The following is a 7,100-nucleotide window of genomic DNA, read 5'->3' as shown; positions in this document are numbered from 1 at the left end:
CCGCGCACCTGCGACGCCGCCTCGACCGCCAGCCGCGTCTTGCCGACGCCGCCCGGGCCGGTCAGCGTGGTCAGCCGCCCGGACTCGGTCATGGCCCGGACGCGGGCCGCCTCCCCGTCCCGCCCGATGAGCGGGCCGACCGGCACAGGCAGCCGTCCGCGCAGCCGCGGCCCCGGCGAGGAGGGGACGGTGCCCCCCGACTCCCCCTTCTCGGGGATTCCCGGTCTCCCCAACGCCGGATCGTGGCGCAGGACCGCCCCGTGCAGGTGGGCCAGGTCCGGCCCGGGGTCGGCCCCCAGTTCCTCCGCCAGCGCCGACCGCAGCTCCTCGTACGAGGCCAGCGCCTCGCTCTGGCGCCCGGACCGGTACAGCGCCCTCATGTGCACCGCGCGCAGGCGTTCGCGGAACGGGTGCGCGTCCAACAGCGACCGCAACTCCCCGACCAGCGCGGCGTCCTCCCCCAGGGCCAGCCGCGCCTCGGCCCGGTCTTCGACGGCGGTCAGCCTGCGCTCCTCCAGGCGGGCGGCGACGGCGCGCGCGAACGGCTCGTCGGCGAACTCCGCCAGGGCATGCCCCCGCCACAGCCCCAGCGCATCGTCGAGGACCCGTACCGCCGATCGCAGCGCGGAGCGGGGGTCCGCTCCGTCGGCCTCTCTCAGCAGCTTCGCCGCACGGTCCGCCTCCCTCTCGAAGACATCGGCGTCGACCTCCCCTCCGCCCCGGAGAAGGTATCCCGGGGCCTGGAAGACCACCTCGGGCCCCCGATCGGGCCCCTGGCCCCCGCCCGTGTCCGCACGCGCGGCCTTCAGCGCCTTGCGCAGCTGCGACACCCGGGCCTGGAGCACCCCGGAGGGGTCGGAGGGCGGGGAGTCGCCCCACACGTCGTCGACGAGGGTGTCGACCGGCACGAGCCCGCCCCTCCTGATCAGCAGGGAGGCCAGGAGCGCCCGCACCTTCGCACCGGGCAGCAGGACGCGCCCGCCGTCGTCGTCCCACAGCGTGACCGGACCGAGCACCCCGAAGCGCATGGCGCAAAGGTATCGGCCGACCGGCGGACCGGTAGCGCCACCGGTAGCGCCTTGACGGCGGATCCGTAGCGCCCGCCGCGAACGTGGACCCATCGCAACCGACTGGGCCGCCCCCCCGGAGCAGCAGAGGAGACCACGATGACGAACACGAAGGCGAAGAAGTCCCCCGTCACCCTCATCGGCCTGGGCCCCATGGGACAGGCCATGGCCGGGGCCCTCCTGGAAGCGGGGTACGAACTGACGGTCTGGAACCGCACCAAGGCCAAGGCCGAGGCGCTCGCCGAGCGCGGGGCGGCCGTCGCCGACTCCCCCGCCGAAGCGCTGCGGGCGGGCGGCCCGGTCCTGCTCAGCCTCACCGAGCACGCCGTCATGTACCGCGTGCTGGAGGGGGCGGAGTCCGACCTCAAGGGCCGGACGATTCTCAACCTGGGATCGGACACCCCGGCGGCGTCCCGGGCGGCCGCCGCATGGGCCGAGGGGCACGGGGCCCGTTACGTCACCGGCGGGGTCATGTCCCCCGCCCCGGGCATCGGCTCCTCGTCCGTGTTCAGCTTCTACAGCGGCGACCGTGCCGCCTTCGAGGAGAACAAGGCGCTCCTGGAGGTCCTGACCGCCACCGACTTCCGGGGCGAGGACCCCGGGCTGGCCCAGGTCTACTACCAGATCCTGCTCGACCTGTTCTGGACCACGATGACCGGCTACCTGCACGCCCTGGCCGTCGCCCGCGCCGAAGGCGTCCCGGTGGGGACCATCACGCCGTACCTGATCGAGGGCAACGACATGGCGATGTTCTTCGAGGGGACCTCCGCGGCGGTCGCCGAGGGCCGCTTCCCCGGTGACGAGGACCGGATCTCGATGGACGCCGCCAGCATGGAGCACGTCGTGCAGACCTCCCGCGACGCCGGGGTGGACACCGCGCTGCCCGAGGCCGTCCTGTCCCTGTTCCGCCGGGGCCTGGACGCGGGGTTCGCCGAGAGCTCCTTCGCCCGCCTCGTCACCCTCATGGACGCCGAGGGGTGAGGGGACGACCGGCCGCGGTCACCCGTGTACGGTCACCACCCCGTCGGGATGCGCCCCGTGCCCTTGCACTGGGGGCACGGGGCGCCGTCCGGCGCGCGGCCGCTCCCGCCGCAGTCCACGCACATGCCCTCCTTGGCGGCCCAGGTGTCCATCGCCGAATGGAACCGCTCCAGCGTCACCAGGGCCTCGTCCAGGAGCGCCTCCGGGATGCCGGGGGTGTGCGCGAGCTTGTAGGCCTGTTCGCCGATCACGCAGATCCCCCCGACGTCGCAGGTGACGTCGACATCGCCGGTGGGCCGGGCGCGCGCCGCGGCGACCGCGCGGCGGGCCGAGGCGTGGAACGGGTCCCCGCCCTGGGCCCGGATCGCATCGCTCCCCGTCAGCCACGACGCGAAGCCCCGTGGCAGGGTCAGCGTCACGCTGCAGCCGCCCCCGTCGCCCCGCCCCGCCCCCTCGGCGACGGCGGCCCCCTCCGTTCGGGTCGTCCTGCGTGTGCGCCCGGTCCGATACTCCGAAGCCATCACCGTCCTCGCCCCTCCCCCGAGCAAGTACCGGTGTGAATCGAAGCACACCCGCCCGCGACCTGCCAAGAGTGCGGGCCGCCGCCCCGATCAGCTGTTGAAGCCCATTCCGAAGCGGTCGAGGGTGCGCAGCCACAGGTTCCGTCGGCCGCGGTCGCGGTCGGCCGCCGCGGTCGCGCGCAGGGTCAGCCCGATCCCCGCATATCGGGCGGGTTCGGGCGGGAAGGGGATCGGCTTGCCACGGACCATCGACAGCCGGGTCCGCTCGGTGTCGGCTCCCTCCAGCCGGTCCAGCAGCACCTGGGCGCCGAAGCGGGTGGCGCCCACCCCCAGCCCGGTGTAGCCGGCGGTGTAGGCCAGCCGCCCCTGGTAGGCGGTGCCGAAGAAGGCGCAGAACCGGCTGCAGGTGTCGATCACCCCGCCCCAGGAGTGCCCGAACCGCACCCCTTCCAGCTGCGGGAAGGTGGTGAAGAAGTTCTCGGCCAGGCGGCGGAAGGTCTGCGGCCGCNGGCGGCGCCCGCCGTAGCGGTAGACCACGTCGTGGCCGCCCCACAGGATCCGGTCGTCGGCGGTGAGCCGGTAGTAGTGGAACAGGTTGGCCGCGTCCCCGATCCCCTGCCGCCCTTTCCAGCCGATGGAGGCCTTCTGCTCGGCGGTGAGCGGCTCGGTCGCCAGGGCGTAGTCGTAGACCGGGGCCACGAAGTGCCGCAGACGGCGCAGCGGCCCGGGGAAGGGCCCGGTGGCCCAGGCGGTGCGGCGGGCGGTGACGGCGCCCCCGTCGCCGGCCAGGCGCAGCCCGCCGCGGGAGGGGCGCACGGAGCGCACCGGGGAGTTCTCGTGGATGCGCACGCCCAGGCGCAGGCAGGCCGCGCGCAGGCCCCGGGCCAGCTTGGCCGGGTGCAGCATGGCGCAGGCCGACCGGTCGATCGTGCCCCCGACGTAGGTGGGCGAGTCGACCTCGGCCCGCACCTGGGAGGCGGTGAGCACCTCGGGCGCCAGCCCCAGCCCCTCCAGCGCCGCGGCCTCCTCCTCCAGCTCCTCCAGCTGCCAGTACTCGGTGGCCACCGCCATCTCGCCGGTGCGCTCGAATTCGCAGTCGATGCCGTACCGCCGCACCGCCTCCTCGATGCCGTCGAGGTTCTCCCGGCCCATCCGCTCCAGCGCGGCGACCTCCCCGGGCCAGCGCTCGGCGCCGTTGCCGAAGCCGTGGGTGAGGCTGGAGGAGCAGAAGCCGCCGTTGCGCCCGGAGGCCGCCCACCCGCAGGTGCGCGCCTCGATGAGCACCACGTCCCGGCCGGGGTCGCGCTCCTTGGCCAGCAGGGCGGTCCACAGCCCGGCGTAGCCGCCGCCGACCACGGCCAGGTCGGCGGCGGACTCGCCGCCGAGCGGCGGGGCGGTCTCGGGCGCCTCGTGCCCCGGCACAGAGGGGTCGAGCCAGAAGGTCTGCGGGCGCGCCCCGGACAGGGACTCCTCCACCTGGGACGCCGTTGGTCGCGACGACGCGGTCACATTCTCACTCCTGTCGGTTCAGTCGTCCGGTCGATGGGTCGATGGGTCGGGCGGGGTCAGCCCCGGCGCCGGGCCATCACCGCGTTCACCACCGCGAGCAGCACGCCGACCGCGAAGATCAGCGTGCCCATCACGTTCACCTGCGGCGGGGTGCCCACCCGCGTGGTGCCCCAGATCCACAGCGGGAAGGTGGTGGTGTTGCCGCTGACGAAGGTGGTGATGATGTAGTCGTCGATGGACAGCACGAAGGCGATCAGCCCGCCCGCCATCAGCGCCGGGGCCAGCATCGGCAGGGTGACCAGGCGGAACGTGGTCCAGGCCGAGGCGCCCAGGTCGCGGGCGGCCTCCTCCAGGGACGGGTCCAGCGCCAGCACCCGGGCCCGCACGGTGATCGCCACGAAGGACACCGAGAACATCACGTGGCTGATCACGATCGTCCAGAACCCGGTGGCGATGTTCATGGTCAGGAACATCGACAGCAGCCCGGCGCCCATGACCACCTCGGGCGCCGAGATCGCCGAGAACATCACCAGGTCGGTCGCGCCCTGCCCGCGGAAGGTGTACCGGCCCAGGGCCAGGCCGAGCAGCCCGCCCAGCACCCCGGCGGCCGCCATCGTCAGCACCGCGATCAGAAGCGAGTTCACCAGCGCCTGGGTGAGGTCGGGGTAGGCGAAGGCGTCCCGGTACCAGTGCAGGGTGAAGCCCTGCCAGGCCACGTTGTGGCGGCCCTTGATGTCGTTGAAGCTGAACACGATCATGAAGGCGATCGGGGACAGCAGCCAGACGATGACCGCCCAGGTGACGTACTTGCCCCAGTCGATCCGCCGCCGAGCCCGGCGGGCCGGGGCCGTCGGCGCGCTCATCGCGCTCGTCGCGGTCATCGCGCACTCGCCTCCATCACGCGGTCGGTCCCCAGCGCCCGTGCGTAGCCGAAGATGCCCACCAGCAGCACCGCCATCAGCACGAAGGTGATCGAGGCCGCCATCGGGTAGGCGTTGTTCACCAGGTACTGGTTCTCGATGACCTTGCCGACCATGGTGTTGTGCGCGCCGCCGAGCACCGTGGCGTTGACGTAGTCGGCCGAGGTCGGGATGAAGGTCATGATCACCCCGGCGAACACGCCCGGCAGCGACATCGGCAGCACCACCCGGGTGAAGGCGCGCACCGGTCCGGCGTACAGGTCGCGGGCGGCCTCCACCACCCGGTGGTCCATGCGCTCCAGCACCGCGTAGACCGGCAGCACCATGAACGGCAGGAAGTTGTAGGCCAGCCCGAACACCACCGCCGGCGCGCTGTTGAGCACGTAGGCGTCCTCCGGCAGCAGGCCGATGCCCTTGAGCGTGCCCAGGATGATGCCCTGGTCGGCCAGGAGCGCCTTCCAGGAGATCGTCCGCAGCACGAAGGACACGAACATCGGCAGCAGGAGCAGCAGGAGGTAGGCGTTCTTGTAGGCGCCGCCCCGGAAGGCGATCCAGTAGGCGCACGGGTAGCCGATCAGGATGCACAGCACGGTCGCGCAGGCGCCGTACACCAGTGAGCGGGCGATCTGCTCCCAGTAGGCGCCCACCGCCGCCGCGTAGTTGCCGAACTCCCAGGTGAGCGAGTAGCCGTCGTAGAGGTTCCCGCTCATCAGGGACATCGACAGGACCGTGGCGATCGGCACCACGAAGAACACCGCCAGCCACAGCCAGGCCGGGGCGACCAGGAGGTAGGGGGCGGCCCGGGCGGTGAGCCGCGGTCTGCGTTCGTCGGTCATGAGCGCCGTCCTAGGACTGGGTCACCGACAGGAACAGCGGGGAGAACGTCTCCTCCTGCTCCACCGACAGCGGGACGTAGTTGTGCAGCTGGGAGTAGTCGTCCTCGGTGGGGAAGACCAGCGGGCTGCCGACCAGGTCCTCCAGGAAGGCCTTCTCGTCGCCTGAGGCCTCCGCGGCCTTCTCCTTGAGGATGTTCTGCACCTCGGGCACCGGCGGGATGTAGTTGATGTACTCGCACAGCCCAGCGGCCACGTCGGGCTCGTAGAGGAAGTCCATGAGCATGAGGGCGTCGACCGGGTTGGCGGCCGTGGCGGGGATCATCATCAGGTCGCTCCAGAGCGTGGCGCCCTCTTCGGGGACGATGAACTCCAGCCCGGCGCCCTCCTCGGCGTTCTGCTGGAACACGTCGCCCGACCAGGCCATGGACAACCACACGTCGCCGTTGGTGAGCGGCTGGATGTAGTCCTGCTGGTAGTAGCGGCGCACGATGCCCTTGTCGCGCTGCTCCTTGAGCCTGTCGGCGGCCTTCTCCCAGTCCTCCTCGGTGGAGTCGGCCGGCGCCGTACCGTTGAGCAGCAGCCCGAAGTTGGCGATCTCCTGGGGGTCGGCCATCATCCCGACCTTGCCCTCGAACTCGGGCCGCCACAGGTCGGCGATGCCGGTGATCTCGCGGTCCACGTACTCGGGGTTGTAGGCGATGCCGGTGATCCCGGAGGTGTAGGGGACGGTGAACCGGTTGCCGGGGTCGTAGCCGGGGTCCTGGTACGTGGACCCGGCGTAGTCGGCGAAGTTGGGCAGCTTGTCGTGGTCCAGGGGCGCCAGGTAGCCGAGTTCGACGAGCTTGGCCAGCTCGATGCCGGTGGACAGCACCATGAGGTCGTAGCCGATCGACTCGCCCTTGGCCAGCTTGGGCTGGATCTTGCCGAAGAACGAGTGGTTCTCCTGCACCGCCTCGTCGTAGTCGACCGTGATGCCGGTGGCCTCGGTGAACTCCTTGAGCTGGGTGCGGTCGGCGTCCATGTACAGCGGCCAGTTGGCGAAGCCCAGTTCGCCGTTGCTCTCCTTGCCCGCCCAGAAGTCCTCGGACTCGGGGGCCGGCCCCCCTTGCCCGCCGACGCCGCAGCCGGACAGCGCCGCCCCTGCGGCGGCCGCCCCGGCCGCCGCCAGCAGGCCCCGGCGGCTCATGCGTGCACGCGTCATCCCTCGCAGGAGGGCGCGGTCGATTCCGCTCATGGCAGGACTCTCTTCCGTGTCGGGGGATGGTG

At 72.1% G+C, this 7,100-nt stretch carries 7 protein-coding genes; 1 reads left to right on the top strand and 6 read right to left on the bottom strand.

Features of this window, described 5'->3' with window-relative positions:
• Positions 1 to 1,028, bottom strand: a 1,028-nt coding sequence (locus D450_RS0111115; protein WP_026128483.1) for an AfsR/SARP family transcriptional regulator, incomplete at its 3' end; no start/stop codon positions are given.
• Between the two features lie 138 nt (positions 1,029 to 1,166).
• Between D450_RS0111115 and D450_RS0111110 the strand changes: the two genes are divergently transcribed.
• The gene (locus tag D450_RS0111110) at positions 1,167 to 2,048 is read left to right on the top strand and encodes an NAD(P)-dependent oxidoreductase (RefSeq protein WP_017538739.1); all 882 of its coding nucleotides are present in this window, start codon (positions 1,167 to 1,169) and stop codon (positions 2,046 to 2,048) included.
• Positions 2,049 to 2,080: 32 nt separating this feature from the next.
• Here D450_RS0111110 and D450_RS0111105 read toward each other — a convergent pair whose 3' ends face one another.
• The 5 genes from D450_RS0111105 to D450_RS0111085 form a co-directional block, all read right to left on the bottom strand.
• Complete coding sequence (locus D450_RS0111105; protein ID WP_017538738.1) at positions 2,081 to 2,569, bottom strand: hypothetical protein; 489 nt, start codon at positions 2,567 to 2,569, stop codon at positions 2,081 to 2,083.
• Between the two features lie 90 nt (positions 2,570 to 2,659).
• The gene (locus D450_RS0111100) at positions 2,660 to 4,045 is read right to left on the bottom strand and encodes an NAD(P)/FAD-dependent oxidoreductase (RefSeq protein ID WP_017538737.1); all 1,386 of its coding nucleotides are present in this window, start codon (positions 4,043 to 4,045) and stop codon (positions 2,660 to 2,662) included.
• An 89-nt stretch (positions 4,046 to 4,134) separates the two neighbouring features.
• Complete coding sequence (locus D450_RS0111095; RefSeq protein ID WP_017538736.1) at positions 4,135 to 4,959, bottom strand: ABC transporter permease; 825 nt, start codon at positions 4,957 to 4,959, stop codon at positions 4,135 to 4,137.
• On the bottom strand, positions 4,956 to 5,834 hold the full coding sequence (locus D450_RS0111090) for an ABC transporter permease (RefSeq protein ID WP_017538735.1): 879 nt from the start codon (positions 5,832 to 5,834) through the stop codon (positions 4,956 to 4,958). Before D450_RS0111090 ends, D450_RS0111095 begins: the two co-directional genes overlap by 4 nt.
• A gap of 10 nt (positions 5,835 to 5,844) precedes the next feature.
• Complete coding sequence (locus D450_RS0111085) at positions 5,845 to 7,068, bottom strand: ABC transporter substrate-binding protein (protein ID WP_026128482.1); 1,224 nt, start codon at positions 7,066 to 7,068, stop codon at positions 5,845 to 5,847.
• Positions 7,069 to 7,100: the final 32 nt, after the last annotated feature.

The organism is Nocardiopsis halophila DSM 44494 (genome assembly GCF_000341245.1).
GTDB classification, from domain to species: Bacteria; Actinomycetota; Actinomycetes; order Streptosporangiales; family Streptosporangiaceae; genus Nocardiopsis_A; species Nocardiopsis_A halophila.
This window is presented reverse-complemented; position numbering and strand designations above follow the sequence as displayed.